Below are 15,438 nucleotides of genomic sequence, written 5' to 3' on the forward strand. Positions count from 1 at the left end.
GCCAGGTGCTCAACAACCTGATCAGCAACGCACTGAAGTTCACCGACAGCGGGCGGGTGGTGGTGCGCGTTTCGGCACGCAGGCAGGAGCAACACTGCTGGCTGCAGTGGCAGGTCGCCGATACGGGTATCGGCATTGCCAGCGAACACCAGGCGCACCTGTTCGAGCCGTTCTTCCAGGCAACCCGGGCACCGACGCGATGCGCGGCACCGGCCTGGGCCTGGCCATCTGCGCGCATCTTGTGGCGTTGATGGAAGGCCAGCTGCGCGTGGTCAGCGAGAGCGGCCTGGGAAGCAGCTTCAGCGTCGAACTGCCGCTGCCCACCGGCACCGGCGGATCCGCAGCAATCCCCTGCGCCGCAGCTGCCTGCGGGCCTGCAGGTCCAGGTGCGGGGCAGCGTGCGCGAGCTGGTGCAATCGCTGTGGCGAACGCCTGCAGCAGCGCGGTGCACAGGCCAGCGTGTACCGGAAGGACGGCGCAGCAGGCCTGCCATCGTCCGACGTGCTGCTCGAGCTGGTCCTGGACGACTCGCTGCCCGCATGGGCGGGTGGACCGCGCGTGGTCGCCTGCCGCGAAGGCGGCGTGCGGCCCCGGCACATTGATGGCTTCTGGCAGGTTGGCCTGCACCGGTTCGACGCGATCGTGCTCGCGTTGGCTGCGGCCAGTGGCCAGCCGCTGGCGGCAACCGCCGAAGGGCGCCTGCCGGCGACGCGCCGTTTCGGCCTGCAGGTGCTGGTGGCAGAGGACAACCCGATCAACCAGGCGATCCTGCGCGACCAGCTGGAACAGCTCGGCTGCCGCGCCGTGGTGGCCAGCGATGGCAATGAAGCGCTGGGCTACTGGCAACAAGGAGCGTTCGCGCTGGTGCTGACCGACCTGAACATGCCCGGGCTGGATGGCTACGGCCTGGCTCGTGCCTTGCGGGCACGTGGGGTCAGCGTGCCGATCCACGGCGCCACCGCCAATGCCGACCCGGCCGAACGCCAACGTTGCCAGGAATCGGGCATGCAGGGCGTGCTGGTCAAGCCGATCACGCTGGAAGCCCTGCAGCGCCTGCTGACCCGGATCACCGACGGCGATGCGCCGGCCCCTGCGATGCAGGAGCACCCTTCATCCACCGCGTCGCACGACAAGGATCCCCCACTGCAGGTTCCGGCGAAGATGCAGTCGCTGTTCGTACAGACCATGCAGGCCGACCTGGACAGCCTGCGCCAGGCGATCGCCGCTGCCGATCCCACCCGCGTGGCGCAGGTTCTGCACCGCATCCGCGGCGCGCTGGTGATCGTCGGTGCACCCGCGCTGGTGGACAGCGGCCTGCAGATCGAACAGTGCCTTGCCGGCGGCGATGACCTGGCCACCCAGGTGGCCGCTATTGCTGGGTTCCAGCGACGCCTCGAACAGCTGCTGCATCCGCTGCTCGACACTGCATCCCCCCTCCCTTCCTGACGACCCGACCCTGCCATGACCACACGGATCCTCATCGCCGACGACCACCCGATCGTGCTTGCCGCATCCGCGACGTACTGGCCGGGAGCTGGACCTGGACGTCGTGGGTGAAGCCGCCGACCCGGCCACGCTGATCGAGCTGATGACCCGGACCCGGCCACAGGCGGTGATCACCGACTACAGCATGCCCGGCGGTGACCGCTTCGGGGACGGTATCAAGCTGATCTCGTTCCTGCGCCGCAGCTTCCCGGAGACGCGCCTGCTGGTGCTCACGATGGTGTCCAATCCATCGCTGGTCGCGGCAATGTATGCCGCTGGCGCGCGGGGCGTGGTGCTCAAGAGCCATGGCTTGGGCAGCCTGGTACAGGCCCTGCGGGTGGTGCTGGCCGACCGCGTTTACCGCCCTCCAGGACTGCTGCCAGTGGCCGCGAGCGAACCCGCTGATGCCGATGCGGTGCGCGCTCGCCTGTCGCCGCGTGAACTGGAAGTCATCCGGCTGTTCACCGGCGGCATGAGCGTGGGCGACATCGCGCGCCAGCTGCAGCGCAGCGCCAAGACGGTCAGCACGCAGAAGATCAGCGCGATGCGGAAGCTCGGCGTGGACAGTGACCAGGCGCTGGTCGAGTACTGCCTGCAGGCCTCGTTGTTCGCCTGAGGCCCACTGCTGGCTGAATCCTGCCGGCCCTGCAAGAGGGCCTGCAACGGCTTTAGGAAACGCCTGATTCCATAGGATGCAGCCTATTTCTAGGCTGGACGCATCCCGCCATGGCGCGCTTGCCGGCCGTTGCTGCGTCGCCGTGGGGGACGGAAGTCCGATGGCGCCTGCAGCCGCCATTGCGAGTGGCTTCCGCAGCGACGCGGCCCTGCCGCGCCAGTTCGCGCAGCCGCGCTGCGCCCTGCCACAGGAAGTCCATCAGCATGAACGCCTCCCCCACACGGCACCGCCGTGCGTACGGGCGCGCGCGCGCCACGCGTGTGCCCCTCATTCCCAGCCTGCTGGCCACTGCCCTGTGGGCAGCCCTGCCGGTGCATGCCGCAGACCTCACCGGCCCGCTGCTGGTCAACGACGGCGACAGCCTGCAGCTGGGTGCCGACGATGTCCTCAACCACAACGCGGGCAGCTTCGCACTTGCGGTCACCGGTAACGGCAGCAATGCGCTGATCGACGGCAGCCGCATCCACGTGACCGGCAATGGCAGCGGCGTGTCTGCCGCCAATGGCGGCCAGGTACAGCTGCGCGGGGCGACGCTGTCGATCGCACCGGCGACCGGCACGGGCTTCTATGCGCTGTATGCCAATGGTGCCGGCAGCGTGATCGATGCGCGTGATGTCGACATTGAGACCACGCGCAACGGCAGCGGATACGGCAGCGTGCAGGCATCCAACGGTGGGGTGATCCGCTACACCGGATGGCCGCATGGCGATGACCGGCGGCGTCGGTACCCTGGCCGGCGCCTCCGGCAAGGGCAGTGAGGTGCATCTGGATACCCTGCAGATGAACGCCGACAGTGGCGCACGCCTGCGCGCCGAAAGCGCCGGCCTGCTGACGATCCGCAACAGCCGGATCACCCTCGCCCCCGGCGGCATCCTCGCCGGCATCGCCGTCGATGGCGCGGGCAGCCGCGCCGAGTTGTACGACACCTACCTGGACGGCGGCTGGTTCGATATCGGCAGCGGCGGCAGCGTTCTGCTGGAGAACGTGGAAGCGCACTCCGTGGGTGGCAGCATGCGCCTGCTCGGCAGCAGCATCAGCAAGACCTATTCCAGCGCGGTGATCAACGGCGGCCGCTTCTACACCGTTGGCGGCTATGGCGTGAACATCAACAACTGGGGCCAGCTGACCGCCCGTGATGCAGCGTTCGATGTGCGCGACGGCTTTTCCGGATTCTGGCTGGCCAGCGACGAGTCGCGCCTGCAGCTGACCGACAGCACCATTGATACCTGGACGACACCTACGGCTACGGCGTGGAGATCGCCGGCGGCGTCGCCACCGTGCAGGGTGGCCGGATCACCACACACGGCGATGCGACCTACGGCGTGCGCGTGACCGGCTCCACCGGCAGCACCGCCAGCCGCATCGAAGCCAGCGGCAACGTGATCGACGTGCGCGGCAACGGCGGCGGCGGCGTGTTCATCGGCGGCTCCACCGCCACCGCGCTGCTCGACAACGTTGCGATCCGCAGCGACGGCGAGAACGTGTTCGGCATCGTGCACATGAACACCGCGCGGCTGACCCAGGCCGACCGCCTGGACATCCGCATGACCGGCAGCAACAGCGGCGGCTACCGCTCCTACCTGACCGCGTTCGGCCCGTACTGGAACCGTGCCACCCTCAACGACAGCCACATCGAGACCGCCAGTGGCGCGCGTTCTGGCTGCAGGGCAGCAATCACGCGCTGACCGTCAATGGCAGCGACGTGACCGCAGGCAACGGCACCGGCCGCTTGCTGCGGGTCAGCGACACCGTGTTCACCGACGGCAGCAGCGTGGCGACCAGCCGCATCGACTTCAGTGCCGACGCCAGCACGCTGCGTGGTGACGTGGTGTCGACAGCGCAACGGCCGACGTGCACATGCTGCTGGGCAACGGCACCACGTTCAGCGGTGCCCTGCGCAACGACTCCGGCCACCAGGTCGCACAGCTGGCGCTGGATGGCAGCAGCCAGTGGAACGTACGCGCCAGTTCCAGCGTCGGCACGCTGGAACACGCCGGCACCATCGCCTTCGATGCGCCGGCGGCGGACGGCTTCAAGACGGTCACTGTCAGCGGCGACTACGTGGGCAACGGTGGCAACTGGATCTTCAAACCGCGCCCTGGGTGACGACACATCGGCGGGCGACCAGCTGGTGATCAACGGCAACAGCAGCGGCACCGCCAGCGTGAGCGTGCGCAATGCCGGCGGCGCCGGTGCGCTGACCCAGGAAGGCATCCGCCTGATCACCGTGGCCGGCCAGTCGGATGCACAGTTCAGCCTGCAGGGCCGCGCGGTCGCCGGTGCCTACGACTACTTCCTGTTCAAGGGCGGCGTGTCGACCCCGGATGATGGCAACTGGTACCTGCGCTCGGAATACGTGCCGCCGGTCGATCCGCCGCAGCCGCCGGATCCTCCGGTCGACCCGCCGCAGCCGCCGGAACCGCCGGTCGACCCGCCGTCGCCGCCGGGACCGCCGATCGATCCGCCACGCCCGCAGGTGGAACGCCCGGAACCGGCGGCCTACCTGGCCAACCGCAGCGCCGCGCTGGGCATGTTCCGGCACAGCCTGCACGACCGCGCCGGTGATCCGCCGCCCAGGCCGGCGCCAGCAGTGACGCCGTGGCCTGGATGCACCTTCGCAGCGCGCAGCCCGACAGCCATGACCGCAACCGCCAGGTGCAGGTCGATGGCCAGATCAGCAGCGTGCTGGTCGGCGCCGGACGCCGCTTCGAGGTGGGTGGCACGGGTGAACTGCAGGCCGGTGCGATGCTCGGCCATGGCCGCGCGCGCAATGACAGTCGCTCGCAGGTGACCGGCTACACCGCGCGTGGCGTGGTCACTGGCACCAGCGTGGGCGCCTATGCCACGTGGCTGCAGGATGCGCGTATGGAAGGCGGCGCTATGTGGATGGTTGGCTGCAGTACGGCCGCTTCCGCAACAGCGTGCAGGGCGAAGGCCTGCAGAAGGAGCGCTATGACGCCCGCAACTGGAGTGCGTCGGCCGAGGCTGGCTATGTGCTGCCCCCTGCGGCGCACGGCGCAGCGCGGCATCTACCTGGAACCGCAGCTGCAGGTGGTGCACAGCCGCTATGACAGCGACCGCGTGGTCGAGGCCAACGGCAACGGTGGTCGAAGACCGCGGTGGCGGCGAGACCAGCACCCGCCTCGGCCTGCGCCTGTACAGCCGCGGGTTGAGCGCGGCGCAGGGCCAGGTGCACCCGTACGTGGCGGTGAACTGGTGGTCCGGCGGCAATGGCGCGGGCTTGGCAATGGACGGCGAGCGGCTGCAGCGGCAGCTGCCGCGCGACATCTACGAAGCCAAGGCCGGCGTGCAGGTGGATCTGTCCGGCGGCTGGCGCGGCTGGGGTGAACTGAGCCGGCAGAGCGGCGGCATGGGCTTCCGCGACGTCGGCGCCCAGCTGGGCGTGTCGTACAACTGGTGATGCGGGACGTGCCCGGCAAGGGAGTGCCGGGCACTTTTTTCCACATGCGGCGTGGAAAGCGATGGGGGTTTGGTGTGGACAAGTGCCTGCGAACCGCACGCAGCAAGCGTTTCAGCATGTGGCTGTTTTTTGTCCATGCTCCTTCGCGGTTTTCCACACCCGTCGTGGAGAGTGGTTGGGATTTGATGTGGACAAGTGGGTGGGAGTGTTGCCGCGCAGGCGTCTCGAAGCATGGTGAAAATTTGTCCATGCTGCACGGGCAAGCCGTGTAAAGCCGAGCATGGCTCGGTTCTACAGAGGCGGGCGCGGTTTTCCACATCCGCCGTGGAAAGCGATGGGAGTTTGCTGTGGACAAGTAGCGGCGAACATCACACCGCAAGCGTTTCGCACTGTGTGTTTTTTTGTCCATCACCGGAAACGCGAACGCCCCGCACAAGGCGGGGCGTCCGGGGTCGATCCAATGCCGCTGGATCAGACGTTGAAGCGGAAGTGCAGGATGTCGCCTTCCTGCACGCGGTATTCCTTGCCTTCCAGGCGCAGGCGGCCGGCTTCCTTGGCACCGGCTTCGCCCTTGTACTTGATGAAGTCGTCATACGCGATGGTTTCAGCGCGGATGAAGCCTTCTCGAAGTCGGTGTGGATGACCGCCGCGGCCTGCGGGGCGGTGGCGCCCTTGCGCACGGTCCACGCACGGACTTCCTTCACGCCGGCGGTGAAGTAGGTCTGCAGGCCGAGCAGGCTGTAGGCCGCGTTGATCACACGGTTCAGGCCCGGCTCGCTCAGACCCAGGTCGGCCAGGAAGGTATCGCGGTCTTCGTCGTCGAGCTGGGACAGCTCTTCTTCGATCGCTGCCGACACCGGCACCACCTGCGCGCCTTCAGCGGCAGCATGCGCACGCACGGCTTCCAGGTGCGGGTTGTTCTCGAAACGTCTTCCAGCACGTTGGCGATGTACATCACGGCTTCAGGGTCAGCAGGAAAAGGTCGCGCACCAGCGCCTTCTCTTCCTCGTCAGGCCCACCGAACGGCCGGACTTGCCATCCGACAGCGCGGCCTGCAGCTTGGCCAGCACCGGCTTGCGCGCCGCGGCGTCCTTGTCGCCGCCCTTGGCCGCGCGCTCGGCACGGTTCAGCGCCTTCTCGACGCTGTCCAGGTCGGCCAGCGCCAGTTCGGTATCGATGGTTTCGATGTCCGAGATCGGGTCGACCTTGTTGTTGACGTGGATGACGTCGGCGTTCTCGAAGCAGCGCACCACGTGGGTGATCGCATCGACTTCGCGGATGTGCGCCAGGAACTTGTTGCCCAGGCCTTCACCGCTGGCGGCACCGGCGACCAGGCCGGCGATGTCGACGAATTCGACCGCGGTCGGGATGACCTTCTGCGGGTTGATGATCGCTGCCAGCTCGTTCAGGCGCGGATCCGGCACCGCACGATGCCGACGTTCGGCTCGATGGTGCAGAACGGGAAGTTCGCCGCGGCGATACCCGCCTTGGTCAGCGCATTGAACAAGGGTCGACTTGCCGACGTTGGGCAGGCCGACGATGCCGCATTTGATACCCATGGGTGACAGCTCTCTGGGGTGAAAGTGATTGGGGAAACAGCGACATTGGGCGCTGCTTTTCCAATCATTCTCCGTACCGACCAACGGTCGGTACCTACCGGGCCAATTATTTCGGGTATGAAGCCGCTTCATCGCTTCGCTGAAATCGCCCTGCACCGCCAGCGGCAGCACGTCGATGGCATCGTCGATGGCGCGCGAAATCAGTACTTCATCATCCTTGGAAGGGCGTCCCAGTACCCAGCCACCCACCACGCGGTCCTTGTGGCCGGATGGCCGATGCCCACGCGCAGGCGATGGAACTTGCCGTGGCCGAGCAACCGGATGGTGTCGCGCAGGCCGTTCTGGCCGCCGTGGCCGCCATCGAACTTCAGCCGCGCCACGCCGGGCGCCAGGTCCAGTTCGTCGTGGGCCAGCAGGGTTTCTTCCGGCTCGATCTTCCAGAACCGCTGTGCGGCGGTGACCGACTTGCCGCTGAGGTTCATGAAGGTGGCGGGCTTGAGCAGCCACACCGTCTGCCCGGCGATCTCGACCTTGGCGGTCTCACCGAACAGCTTGCTGTCCACGTTCCATCGCGCACCGGCTTTTTCCGCCAGGGCCTCAACGAAATGAAACCCGGCATTGTGCCGGGTCCGGGCGTGTTCCGATCCGGGGTTGCCCAGACCGACGATCAGTCGCAGTCCTGCCATGGTTCCTTCCAATACGGTGCCTGCCCGGAGGCAGGCACCGTAGCGGTATTACTCGGCGGCAGCCGCTTCTTCGTCAGCCGCGTCGGCCTTGCCGGCCTTGGCGGTGACGATGGCATCGTCGTGGTCCTTGCCCAGCGCCAGGGCCGGGATTTCCACGCCCTTCGGCAGCTTGATGTTGGACAGGTACACCACGTCACCGGCCTTCAGCTCGCCCAGGTCGACTTCGATCGACTCCGGCAGGTCCTTCGGCAGGCAGGTGATGGTCACTTCCTTCAGTTCGTGGGTGACCACGACGTCGGCAGCCTTGCCAGCCGGCGAGGTGTCTTCGTTGATGAAGTGCAGCGGGACCGAAGCGGTCAGGGCTTCGTTCTCGTTCACAGCGCTGGAAGTCCAGGTGCATGATCAGCTGCTTGTACGGGTGGCGCTGCATGTCACGCAGCAGGACCTTCTGCACCTGGCCGTCCAGGTTCAGGTCCAGGATCGAGGCATAGAACCACTCGTTCTGCTGGGCCAGCCAGATTTCGTTGTGGTCCAGGCTGATGGCGACCGGCTCGGCGTTGCCGCCGTACACGATGGCCGGGATCACACCGGCGTGACGCAGGCGGCGGCTCGCACCCTTACGCTGCAGTTCACGCTTGGTGACCTTGATTTCATGGGTCTTCGACATTTTCGACTACTCAGGTTGTTGCCTTGCCTTGCGGCGTGGCGGTTGAAGATGCTTCCGCGACGAGAAGCACCCGGGGTATGTCCCGCCGTTGCCGGCAGGGACGAAAAACTCAGTCGACGTACAGCGAGCTGACCGACTCGCCGAAGGCGATGCGGCGCATCGTTTCGGCCAGCATTTCCGCCACGCTCAGCTGGCGGATCTTGCTGCACACCGCGCTGCGTCCTTCAGCGGGATGGTGTCGTCACCACCAGCTCGTCGAGCTGGGAATTGGTGATGTTGTCCACCGCCGGCCCGACAGCACCGCGTGGGTGCAGTAGGCGGCGACCTTGAGCGCACCGCGCGCCTTCAGGGCAGCGGCAGCGGCGCACAGGGTGCCGGCGGTATCGACGATGTCATCGACCATCACGCAGGTCTTGCCTTCGACGTCACCGATGATGTTCATCACGGTGGAGACGTTGGCGCGCGGGCGGCGCTTGTCGATGATCGCCAGGTCGGCGTCATCCAGGCGCTTGGCCACCGCACGGGGCGCGGACCACGCCGCCCACGTCCGGCGACACAACGATCAGGTTCTCGGTGCCGTAGGCGCGCCAGATGTCGGCCAGCAGCAGCGGGGACGCATACACGTTGTCCACGGAATATCGAAGAAGCCCTGGATCTGGTCGGCGTGCAGGTCGACGTCAGCACGCGATCAGCGCCAGCGGTGCTGAACATCTTCGCCGCAGCTTGGCGGTGATCGGCACGCGCGAGGAACGCATGCGGCGGTCCTGGCGCGAGTAGCGAAGGTACGGCACCACGGCGGTCACGCTGGCCACCGATGCGCGCTTGAGCGCGTCGATCAGCACAGCAGTTCATCAGTTTCCGCGCTCGGCGCGCAGGTCGGCTGGATCACGAACACGTCCTGCTTGCGGACGTTCTCTTCGATTTCCACCTGCACTTCACCATCGGAGAAGTGCGAGACCAGCGCCTTGCCCGGGCGAACCCCCAGTTCCTTGCAGATGTTCTGCGCCAGACGTTTGTTGGCGTTGCCGAAAAGACCAGCAGGTTCGGGGACTCTTGCATCATGATTGTCTCGGGCGGGGACGAGTGGCGGGGATCCGGGGTCGGCAAGGACCCGATGGACCCTTGCTGCTGACAACACCGCGGTTGTTTCCACGTCCCGCGCAGGTGATGCGCTGGAAGGCGCGGACACAGCCGCTATTGGCAGGGGCGGTAGGATTCGAACCTACGAATGCCAGGATCAAAACCTGTGCCTTGGGCCTCTTGGCGACGCCCCTGCATTGATAAATCAGTGTTGCTCGAGTGCATCCAGCAGTGGCGAACGCGCAACGCCCGCTGCCACCCTTGCCCGCAACTCCTTCGGCAACTTCGACCGTCCCTGCTCTGCAGCAGCCTGCGATGCGAACTCGACGAAACAACCACTTCCCGAACCGGTCAGCCGCGCCGCGCCGATGTCGCTCAACGCAGCAAGCGCCGCCTCGACGGCAGGCTCACGGCGGCGCAGCACCGGTTCGAACGCGTTCCCGACCAGGGTCCCGGAAGCGAAGTCCTCTATTTTCGCCACTGGGCTGTCGCGCGTCAAATCCGGTCTGCAAACAGAACCGGCGTAGGAACATGAACGCCCGGTTCAACCACCACATACCAGGCCGGCGCCAGCGTGATCGGCTGCAGCCGCTCGCCCACCCCTTCAGCCCAGGCATTGCGGCCACGCACGAACACCGGCACGTCGGCGCCCAGGCGCAGGCCCAGCGCCGCCAGCGCATCCTCGTCCAACCCGGCGCGCCAGAGCCGGTTCAGCACCACCAGTACGGTGGCCGCGTCGGACGAACCACCGCCGAAGCCACCACCGGCAGACACATGCTTTTCGACGATGATGTCCGCGCCTTGCGCGACATTCGCCACTTCTTTGAGCAGGCGCGCGGCACGCACCGCCAGGTCATCGGCCTCGGCCACGCCGGCCAGGCCCTCGCCCTGCCGACGCACCTGGCCGTCTTCACGCAGGCGCAGGCCGATGCGGTCCCCCCAGTCCAGCAGGCGGAACACGGTCTGCAGCTCGTGGTAGCCGTCGGCCCGGCGGCCGGTGATGTGCAGGAACAGGTTCAGCTTGGCCGGGGCCGGCCACCAGGACCAGCCCGCGTCGTCGACTGCCCCGCTCATGGCGTGCCCTGCCCCCACTGGTCCACCAGCAGGCGCACCTTGGCGTCGCCATTGCTGGCCTCGATCCGGCGCGGCAGCGCCGGCCGTCCGGCGTCGGCCGGGTACCAGTCCAGGTACTGCACCTGCCAGCCCATCTGCTGCATGCGGCGCGGCCGGCCTTCACCGTCGCGCTCGACCTTCTCCGGACCGGCAGCATCGCCGGCCCACCAGGCCACGGATCCACTCCGGCAGCTGGTTGACCGGAATGTCCCAACCGGTCGCCTCGAGCAGCAGCTGCTGGGCGTCCTCACCGTCACGGGTGCCACCGGCCAGCCCTTCCAGGCGACCGGCTTCGGAATGGGTATCGCCGGTCAGCTTCCAGCTCTGCCGGGTCACCGGCGCGCTCAGCTCGACCACATAACGGCGCCCGTCCTGCTTCCAGTCGATGCGACCGCTGCCACCGTCCTTGCCTTTACTGACCGCCACCCGCCCCTGGAAGGCCCAGTCCGGCTGTGCCTGCAGCGCGGCCACGCGCGCTGCCTCGGCCTGCGCCGCTTCAGCCGAAACATCTCGACCACCGCTGGCGCCGGGGTCTTCTGCGTGCCGACGCTGGTACAGGCGCTCACCGCCAGGGTCGCGGCCGCCAACAGCAGCGGCCGGATCAGGGAACCACTCATGGATTGAATTTCTCGCGGGCGCGCAGCAGCGCGCGGTTTTCAGGGTCGAGCTTGGCCGCTTCGTCGAAGAAGTGGCGGGCCTCATCATGCTTGCCCAGCACCCACAGCACTTCGCCGACGTGGGCGGCGATCTCCGGGTCCTTGGCCAGGGTCCAGGCGCGGCGCAGCTGCACCAGCGCTTCATCCTTGCGGCCCAGGCGATACAGCACCCAGCCATAGCTGTCGACGATGGCGGCGTTGTCCGGCTCGGCCACGCGGGCACGGTCGATCAGCTCCAGCGCCTCCTGCAGGCGACCAGTACGGTCGGCCAGCGTGTAGCCCAGCGCGTTCAGCGCCGGCACGTTTTCCGGGTCGGTCACCAGGATCTTGCGCAGGTCGGCCTCGGCGCGGGGGATGTCGTCGCGGCGCTCCCAGGTGAGCGCTCGGGCGTACAGCAGGCCGTTGTCGTCCGGGTAGGCGGCCAGGCCGCGGGCCAATGCATCCAGTTCACCGGCACTGTCGTCACCGCGTTGGCGCAAGCTCGGCCTCCAGCAGGTAGGCGTCACGGCGTACATCGTCATCGACCACCGCATCGGACTGGATCGCATGCACTTCGTCCAGCGCCAGCGGCAGGCGCCCGGCCAGGGCCTGGGCATTGGCCGCGCGCAGGCGCGCTTCGCTCAGTTCATCGCCACCGGGCACGCTGTGGTACCACTGCACCGCCTCGGGGTAACGCTTCAGGTATTCGGCGATCTTGCCCAGCAACAGGCGTTGCGCCGGATCCGGCTTGGCCGCCTGCCGCGACAGCTCGTTGTAGAGGTTGGACAGCGCTGCCTTGTCGCCCTGCTTGGCCAGCAGCGAAGCGCGCATGCCCCAGGTCTGTACGTCCTGCGGGCCGAATGCCAGTACGCGCTCGGCCGCAGCCGGCTGTCCCAGGCTGTCGTAGGCGATGGCCACCGCATTGCGCAGCTCGGGGTCCTGGCGGGTCTTCGGCTCGACGTCGTGCAGCAGCGACAATGCCTTGTCGGTCTCGCCCGCCTGTTGCAGCTGGCTGGCACGCAGCAGCGCCACGCGCGGTTCTTCGGGGAAGCGCTTGACCACTTCATCGATCATGCGCCGCGCCAGCTCGGGCTTGTCCATGCGCAGGGCCAGGCGACGAACTCCTGCCAGGCCTCGATCTTCGGTGGAATGGCATTGGCATCGACCAGCTCGCCCAGCACCTGCGCCGGCACCGCCGGATCGCGGCCACCGCCGATCAGCGCGGCCAGGGCGAACTTCCAGCCACGCTCGTCGGGGTCGGCCAGCAGGGCCTGCAGTTCGGTGCGGGCGGCCTTCACATCGCCCTGGCGCATGGCCAGTGCACCGGCGGCGCTGCGCATGGTCAGCGAGCGTGGGGCGCGTTGCTGCCACAGGGCCAGGCCCTTGGCGGCGCTGGCGTCATCGTTGGCCAGCATGGAAATACGGGTCGCGCGCTCGGCCAGGCCGGCGTCGCCGTCGGTCTGCTGCGCGGCCTGCAGGTACCAGCGCGCGGCCTCGGCCAGCTTGCCGGCCTGCAGGGCGAATTCACCGGCCATCACCGGTTCCAGCGCCAGTTCCTCAGTGGCCGCGGCCCGCACGGGGGCCTTGGCCGGCACCGCCGCCAGGGCCTGGGCGCAGGCCAGGGACAGCAGCAGAACACTGGGGATGCGAATCAATGCGGGCATCGTCGGCATCGGGGCCTTAAAATGTCGTCCAATGGCCAGCAGCTTATCGCAAGCAACTGAACAATGACCCTGTGGGTGCTCGGACTGAATCACCAGACCGCACCGGTGGAGCTGCGCGAGCGCGCGGCCTTCGCCGGTGAGGCGTTGCCGCGTGCGCTGGGCTCGCTGCGCGATACCCCGCAGATCGCCGAGGCAGTGCTGCTGTCCACCTGCAACCGCACCGAGCCTGTACGCCGTGGCCGAGTCGGCACAGGCGCTGGACCAGTGGCTGCACAGCCAGGCCGGCGACCTGCAGGGCTACCTGTACCAGCATGCCGATGCCGAGGCCGTGCGCCACCTGTTCCGGGTCGCCACCGGGCTGGACTCGATGGTGCTGGGCGAACCGCAGATCCTCGGCCAGGTGAAGGATGCCTGGTCGACCGCGCGTGACCATGGCCTGCTCGGCCAGCGCCTGGACCGCTTGTTCCAGCAGACCTTCTCGGTGGCCAAGCGTGCGCGCACCGATACCCAGGTCGGCGCCAACCCGGTGTCGGTGGCCTCGGCGGCGGTGCGCCTGGCGCAGAACGCCTTCGCGCGACTGGACGACTCCACCGTGCTGCTGGTCGGTGCCGGCGAGACCATCGAACTGGCTGCACGTCACCTGAGTGAAGGCAAGGTGCGGCGCCTGCTGATCGCCAACCGCACCCTCGCCCACGCGCAGGAGCTGGCCAGCCGTCATGGCGGCGTGGCCCTGCCACTGACCGAACTGGACCGCCACCTGGCGAGGCCGACGTGGTGTTCTCGGCGACCGCCGCGCGCGAGCCGGTGATCCACCGTGAGATGGTCGCCAAGGCCCTGCGTGCGCGCCGGCACAAGCCGATGCTGCTGTTCGACCTGGCCGTGCCGCGCGACATCGAGGCCGAGGTCGGCACGCTCAACGACGCCTTCCTCTACACCGTCGATGACCTGGAACGCGCGGTGGAAGACAACCGCCGTGGCCGCCGCGAGGCTGCCGCCGAGGCCGAGGCGATCATCGACCTGCAGGTGTCGCGCTTCGTCGAGACCCAGCAGGCCAGCGCCCACCAGGCACCGCTGCGGCAGCTGCGTGCGTTCGGCGAAGCCACCCGCGCCGAACTGCTGGAGCGCGCGCGCCAGCAGCTGGCCAACGGCAAGCGGCCGACGAAGTGCTGGAACTGCTGGCCCATGGCCTGACCAATCGACTGCTGCATCCGCCGACCGCCGCACTGCGCGCCGCCGCGCTGAGTGGCGATGCTGACCTGACCCGCGCCGCCGAGCGCCTGTTCCCGGCCACGCCGGGTTACCGCCACCCACCCGTGAGACCCGATGACGCCGACCCTGCGCCGTAAGCTGGAAGCGCTGGCCGAGCGCCGCGAAGAACTGGAACGCCTGCTCGCCGAACCCGATGTGGTCGCCGACAACACCCGTTTCCGCGACCTTTCGCGCGAATTCGCCCAACTTGAACCGGTCGCCACTGCACCTGGCCGATGAAGCCCGTGCCAAGGCCGACCTGGCCGCCGCCGAAGGCATGCGCGCCGACCCCGACCTGCGCGAACTGGCCGACGAGGAAATCGCCGCCGCGCAGGCGCGCCTGCAGGAACTGGAGCAGGAGCTTGCGCTGCTGCTGGTGCCGCGTGAACCCGCGCGACGAAGGCAACCTGTTCCTGGAAGTGCGCGCCGGTACCGGCGGCGACGAAGCCGCGATCTTCGCCGGCGACCTGTTCCGCATGTACGCCCGCTATGCCGAGCGCCAGGGCTGGAAGGTCGAGATCGAATCGGACAATCCGGCGAGCATGGCGGCTACAAGGAAGTGGTGGCGCGCGTGGTCGGCCGGGGCGCGTTCTCACGCCTGAAGTTCGAATCGGGCACGCATCGCGTGCAGCGCGTGCCGGCCACCGAGTCGCAGGGCCGCATCCATACCTCGGCGGCCACGGTGGCGATCATTCCCGAGGCCGACGAAGTCGACGACATCGTCATCAACCCGGCCGACCTGAAGGTGGATACGTTCCGCTCGTCCGGTGCCGGCGGCCAGCACGTCAACAAGACCGAGTCGGCGATCCGCATCACCCACGTGCCGACCGGCGTAGTGGTGGAGTGCCAGACCGAGCGCAGCCAGCACGCCAACCGTGACAAGGCGATGAAGCGCCTGAAAGCGCAGCTTCTCGATGCCGAGCGTCAGCGCCAGGACGCCGCGCAGGCCGAATCGCGGCGCCTGCAGGTCGGCAGCGGCGACCGCAGCCAGCGCATCCGCACCTACAACTTCCCGCAGGGCCGGATCACCGACCACCGCGTGGAAGGCCTGACCCTGTACGACCTGCCCAACATCCTGGCCGGCGACCTCGACCCGCTGCTGCAGCGGCTCAGCCACGAGCACCAGGTCGACGCCCTGGCCCAGCTGTCGGCGGGCTGAGCACGATGTCGGCCTGGCAGCAGCGACAGCACCTGCAGCAGGCGA

Annotated in this window: 9 protein-coding genes, 1 tRNA gene and 11 pseudogenes; 12 read left to right on the top strand and 9 right to left on the bottom strand. The window is 67.9% G+C overall.

Annotated elements, in window-relative coordinates:
• The 6 genes from AB1281_RS01780 to AB1281_RS01805 form a co-directional block, all read left to right on the top strand.
• The coding region (locus AB1281_RS01780; protein ID WP_430344925.1) for an ATP-binding protein at positions 1–251 on the top strand (251 nt) is incomplete at its 5' end.
• A gap of 208 nt (positions 252–459) precedes the next feature.
• A complete protein-coding gene (locus AB1281_RS01785; protein ID WP_430344926.1) occupies positions 460–1,446 on the top strand; it encodes a response regulator in 987 nt (328 codons plus the stop codon).
• A 58-nt stretch (positions 1,447–1,504) separates the two neighbouring features.
• Entirely contained in the window at positions 1,505–2,101 is a 597-nt protein-coding gene (locus AB1281_RS01790) for a LuxR C-terminal-related transcriptional regulator (RefSeq protein WP_430344927.1), read from the top strand.
• 263 nt (positions 2,102–2,364) lie between these two features.
• Positions 2,365–2,919: a hypothetical protein gene (locus AB1281_RS01795; RefSeq protein ID WP_430344928.1), complete on the top strand. Its 555-nt coding sequence runs from the start codon at positions 2,365–2,367 to the stop codon at positions 2,917–2,919.
• The gene (locus AB1281_RS01800; protein ID WP_430344929.1) at positions 2,864–3,493 is read left to right on the top strand and encodes a hypothetical protein; all 630 of its coding nucleotides are present in this window, start codon (positions 2,864–2,866) and stop codon (positions 3,491–3,493) included. The genes AB1281_RS01795 and AB1281_RS01800 overlap by 56 nt, the downstream gene beginning before the upstream one ends.
• On the top strand, positions 3,490–3,846 hold the full coding sequence (locus tag AB1281_RS01805; protein WP_430344930.1) for a hypothetical protein: 357 nt from the start codon (positions 3,490–3,492) through the stop codon (positions 3,844–3,846). The genes AB1281_RS01800 and AB1281_RS01805 overlap by 4 nt, the downstream gene beginning before the upstream one ends.
• On the opposite strand, the gene AB1281_RS01810 is transcribed toward AB1281_RS01805, so the two are convergent.
• Positions 3,836–4,018: a hypothetical protein gene (locus tag AB1281_RS01810; protein ID WP_430344931.1), complete on the bottom strand. Its 183-nt coding sequence runs from the start codon at positions 4,016–4,018 to the stop codon at positions 3,836–3,838. The two genes, AB1281_RS01805 and AB1281_RS01810, sit on opposite strands and share 11 nt — an antisense overlap.
• Here AB1281_RS01810 and AB1281_RS01815 point away from each other — a divergent pair.
• The 4 genes and pseudogenes from AB1281_RS01815 to AB1281_RS01830 all read left to right on the top strand — a co-directional run bounded on the left by AB1281_RS01815 (position 4,013) and on the right by AB1281_RS01830 (position 5,582).
• Positions 4,013–4,267, top strand: a complete 255-nt coding sequence (locus tag AB1281_RS01815; protein WP_430344932.1) for a hypothetical protein — start codon at positions 4,013–4,015, stop codon at positions 4,265–4,267. The two genes, AB1281_RS01810 and AB1281_RS01815, sit on opposite strands and share 6 nt — an antisense overlap.
• Positions 4,173–4,670: pseudogene (locus tag AB1281_RS01820) on the top strand (autotransporter outer membrane beta-barrel domain-containing protein); the annotation flags it as partial. The gene AB1281_RS01815 and the pseudogene AB1281_RS01820, both read left to right, overlap by 95 nt.
• Positions 4,671–4,768: 98 nt before the next feature.
• A pseudogene (locus tag AB1281_RS01825) lies at positions 4,769–5,232 on the top strand (autotransporter outer membrane beta-barrel domain-containing protein).
• Positions 5,229–5,582 carry an autotransporter outer membrane beta-barrel domain-containing protein gene (locus AB1281_RS01830; RefSeq protein ID WP_430344933.1) on the top strand — a complete coding sequence of 118 codons (354 nt, stop codon included), beginning with the start codon at positions 5,229–5,231 and terminating at the stop codon, positions 5,580–5,582. The pseudogene AB1281_RS01825 and the gene AB1281_RS01830 overlap by 4 nt, the downstream one beginning before the upstream one ends.
• 471 nt (positions 5,583–6,053) lie before the next feature.
• Here AB1281_RS01830 and ychF read toward each other — a convergent pair.
• The 8 genes and pseudogenes from ychF to AB1281_RS01870 form a co-directional block, all read right to left on the bottom strand.
• A pseudogene (gene ychF, locus AB1281_RS01835) lies at positions 6,054–7,141 on the bottom strand (redox-regulated ATPase YchF).
• 114 nt (positions 7,142–7,255) lie between these two features.
• Positions 7,256–7,827: pseudogene (gene pth, locus AB1281_RS01840) on the bottom strand (aminoacyl-tRNA hydrolase); the annotation flags it as partial.
• A 48-nt stretch (positions 7,828–7,875) separates the two neighbouring features.
• Positions 7,876–8,494 (bottom strand): annotated as a pseudogene (locus AB1281_RS01845) (50S ribosomal protein L25/general stress protein Ctc).
• A 109-nt stretch (positions 8,495–8,603) separates the two neighbouring features.
• Positions 8,604–9,553: pseudogene (locus AB1281_RS01850) on the bottom strand (ribose-phosphate diphosphokinase).
• Positions 9,554–9,692: 139 nt separating this feature from the next.
• A tRNA-Gln gene (locus AB1281_RS01855) sits at positions 9,693–9,768 on the bottom strand.
• Between the two features lie 11 nt (positions 9,769–9,779).
• Positions 9,780–10,648 (bottom strand): annotated as a pseudogene (gene ispE, locus AB1281_RS01860) (4-(cytidine 5'-diphospho)-2-C-methyl-D-erythritol kinase).
• Positions 10,645–11,304, bottom strand: a pseudogene (gene lolB / locus AB1281_RS01865) (lipoprotein insertase outer membrane protein LolB). Before lolB ends, ispE begins: the two co-directional pseudogenes overlap by 4 nt.
• A pseudogene (locus tag AB1281_RS01870) lies at positions 11,301–12,986 on the bottom strand (tetratricopeptide repeat protein). The pseudogenes lolB and AB1281_RS01870 overlap by 4 nt, the downstream one beginning before the upstream one ends.
• Before the next feature lie 63 nt (positions 12,987–13,049).
• Here AB1281_RS01870 and hemA point away from each other — a divergent pair.
• Positions 13,050–14,332, top strand: a pseudogene (gene hemA, locus AB1281_RS01875) (glutamyl-tRNA reductase).
• Positions 14,310–15,393: pseudogene (gene prfA, locus AB1281_RS01880) on the top strand (peptide chain release factor 1). Before hemA ends, prfA begins: the two co-directional pseudogenes overlap by 23 nt.
• Positions 15,394–15,438: the final 45 nt, after the last annotated feature.

The sequence above is a fragment of the Stenotrophomonas sp. NRRL B-14846 genome (assembly GCF_050473585.1).
In the GTDB taxonomy this organism is placed as follows: domain Bacteria; phylum Pseudomonadota; class Gammaproteobacteria; order Xanthomonadales; family Xanthomonadaceae; genus Stenotrophomonas.